Source organism: Streptococcus pseudopneumoniae (genome assembly GCF_001074975.1).
GTDB classification, from domain to species: Bacteria; Bacillota; Bacilli; order Lactobacillales; family Streptococcaceae; genus Streptococcus; species Streptococcus pseudopneumoniae_D.
Window position 1 is genome coordinate 1 of record NZ_JUUO01000130.1, and the last position, 3250, is coordinate 3250.

Annotated in this window: 2 protein-coding genes and 1 pseudogene; all 3 read right to left on the bottom strand. The window is 38.1% G+C overall.

Going from position 1 to position 3250, the window contains the following annotated elements; translation table 11 throughout:
* Nucleotides 1-49: 49 nt before the first annotated feature.
* Nucleotides 50-256 (bottom strand): YSIRK-type signal peptide-containing protein, encoded by a 207-nt coding sequence (locus tag ADI86_RS09335; RefSeq protein ID WP_049532736.1) that lies wholly within the window; start codon nt 254-256, stop codon nt 50-52.
* A 438-nt stretch (nt 257-694) separates the two neighbouring features.
* Complete coding sequence (locus tag ADI86_RS11920; RefSeq protein ID WP_160313027.1) at nt 695-853, bottom strand: hypothetical protein; 159 nt, start codon at nt 851-853, stop codon at nt 695-697.
* A gap of 268 nt (nt 854-1121) precedes the next feature.
* Nucleotides 1122-3250 (bottom strand): annotated as a pseudogene (locus tag ADI86_RS09340) (G5 domain-containing protein); the annotation flags it as partial.

Here is a 3250-nt window from a genome sequence, read left to right on the forward strand (position 1 = left end):
TTAAGGGAAGTCCCCAATATCTTTGAATGTTTAGAGTGCTTTTTTAAAACTAAATGACTATATCTTGAGTTAAAGCCTCTACATGAGGTTGTTCAACAGGTGTTACGCTATCCGCACTAACGACGCGCGCACCTAAAAACATCAGTGCTGCAACAGCAACTGAAGCCGCACCAAAGCTATACTTACGAATAGAGAAGCGTAACACTTTTTCTCGTTTCTGGCGTTCGATACGACTCATGGATGATTTTTTATCCATTCTATTGTCTCCTTTTTTTAAAATTAGCTTACCTAAAATACATATGATTTATATTCATAGGCAAGGCTATCCAACTATGATTGTATACTTTTTTGTGGGAATATGCAAATCATTTCTCGCTTAAATCACACTTTTTTAGTTTTTATGCTTCTACAATATTTATATTTGATACAACCTCTAATTTTCTTTGATAGCATTGGAGTATCATGATATTTTTTTGTTCTTCAACCCATTAAAAATGACTTATTTTTAAAATATCACACAAACGATTGAAACTATCAATATCTGAGCTTCATTTTATCCTATTAAATAAAACTGGAGTTTTTCCTTTCTGTAGAATAAATCTATTGTACCTTATCGTATTAGTCGTCTCATAATACAATACATTTCTCTAGGATAACGAATAGTAATACTCTTCGAAAATCTCTTCAAACCACGTCAACGTCGCCTTGCCGTATATATGTGACTGACTTCGTCAGTCTTATCTACAACCTCAAAACAGTGTTTTGAGCTGACTTCGTCAGTTCTATCCACAACCTCAAAACGGTGTTTTGAGCAACCTGCGGCTAGTTCCCTAGTTTGCCCTTTGATTTTCATTGAGTATAAGTTCTCAATATCAGATGACACACTCGTTAGTAAGTGTACTAATAGTGCACTTTTTGAGACATTTCAAAACTGAGCACTAGGATTGAAGAAATACAATATTTTGAGAGGGTCTTGGTACGAATATTGACGTCTACTTTTTTCAAGAATACAACAACGACCTTGCATTTCTTCAAATGAAGAGCAAGGTCATTTCTTAATCTTTTATCATTTCATCGGCCACTTAACAGTAAGTAGTTCAAACCTTAATAAAAGGTTTATTTTAGTCTTCTTTTTTCTTTCCAAGAGCAAGTCCGAGACCGCCTAACATACCAAGAAGCCCTAGAGATGCAAAAGTCACATTTGACTCTGTTCCAAGTCTTGGCAATACATTTTGAGAATCATTTGATTCTGTTCCTGTATTTGGCAATACATTTTGAGAATCATTTGACTTAGCTCCATTATCAACAGTAGTCTTAGTATCTACCTGATCTGCATTTGGAGTAACTGCATTTGAAGTTGGAGTAGCTGGTGTTGGTGCAGGTGCATCTTGACCAGAACCTCCATTAGTATCTGGTGTGACTGGAGTTACTGGAGTTGGAGTTGTTGGTGCAGGTGTATCTTGACCAGAATTCTCATTAGTATCTGGTGTGACTGGAGTTGCTGGAGTTGCTGGAGTTGGATTTGTAGTTCCACTTACTTTTCTGAAAATGTGAGTCATTACTGGTTCATTTTCATCAATCACAGTTCGTACAAATTCATATCCTGGAATTGATCCATGTTCAGCATCCTTTTCACTACCTGTCTTAAGGGATGGTTTCAATACAGCTCCATCTTCATCAATCCAGTGAACCTCAATCATTAGCTCTGGCAATGCAATTGAACCCCCTAATACATCGTTTTCAAAAGTTGTTACCTTAGGAACTCCCACAGATGATTTACCTGGTTCAGTAATCTTACCTGTACCTGTTTTTTCTACGTTTGGTAGATCACTGTTTGGTACTTTACCTTTACCATCTTCATCGATTGTAACAACGATTGGATTACCATCTTTACCTGGGATTTCTACCTTAGTTCCTGGTGGATATGTTGACCCATCTGGTTTCTTCGGTGTCACTGTAACATCACCTGTCTTAGGATCTTGTTCTAACTCTACTTTTGGTTCTTTCGTTATTCCATATGTTCGAACTGTTGTAGGAGTTACCTTACCTGTTTTTGAATCAACTTCATAGGTAGTGGTATCAATCACATCGCGACCTTCAGAATCTTTAGATTGTTCAACCTTAGTTTTCGCACCAACTTTAACGATTGTCTTACCTGCTGGGGTGACGACTGGGGTACCAACATGTTCTGTGATATGACCATCTTTTGGATTTACATCGTAAGTGGTTGTAGTAACTGTTTTACCTTTTTCACCCTCAATACGCTCATCTGGTGTACCGAAGTCTTTTTCAACATCTTTAACGTATTCCACTTCTGGTTCAATCGGTGTTTCTACGACTTTGTCCTTCGCTGCGACTTTGACAATTATTGCTGTTGGTTCTTTCGTACGAACTGGTTTACCTTCGTTTACTATAATCTTTCCTGTATTAGGATCAACAGTATAAGTTGTTGTGATAGTGTCTTCACCATCTTCACCTTTAACAGTAGTTGGAGCTGTACCTTTTTCTTTCGTATCATCTTTTTCATAGATAACAGGTGACGGTACTACTCTCTTCTCGACTGTTGGTTCTTTCGTTTTCCCATAAGTTCGAACCGTTGTCGGAGTTACCTTACCTGTTTTTGGATCAACTTCATAGGTAATAGTATCAATCACATCACGACCTTCAGGATCTTTAGAGTTCTCAACCTTAGTTTTAGCACCAACTTTAACGATTGTCTTACCTGCTGGGGTCACGACTGGATTACCAACGTGCTCTGTAATATGACCGTCGTTTGAATCTACATCGTACGTGGTTGTAGTAACTGTTTTACCTTTATCACCCTCAGTACGCTCATCTGGTGTACCTAAGTCTTTTTCACCATCTCTAACATACTCAATTTCTGGTTCAATCGGTGTTTCTACTACTTTGTCCTTGGCTGCGACTTTGACAATTGTTGCTGTTGGATTTACTACTACTGGTTCTCCTACTCTTTCTGTAATTGTTCCACCTGCTGGATTTACTTCGTAAGTAGTTGTTACTGTGCGTGAACCTGCTTGTCCTGCTTCTTCCACATTTGGTTGATTTTTGTCGCGTGTATCATCTTTTACATATTTCTTAGGTGATGGGATTTCGGTTGTCTCCACTTTGTCCTTCGCTGCGACTTTGACAATTGTTTCTGTTGGATTTACTACTACTGGTTCTCCTACTGTTTCTGTAATAGCGCCTGTAGTAGGATCAACACTATATGTTGTTGTGATAGTGCGTGAAC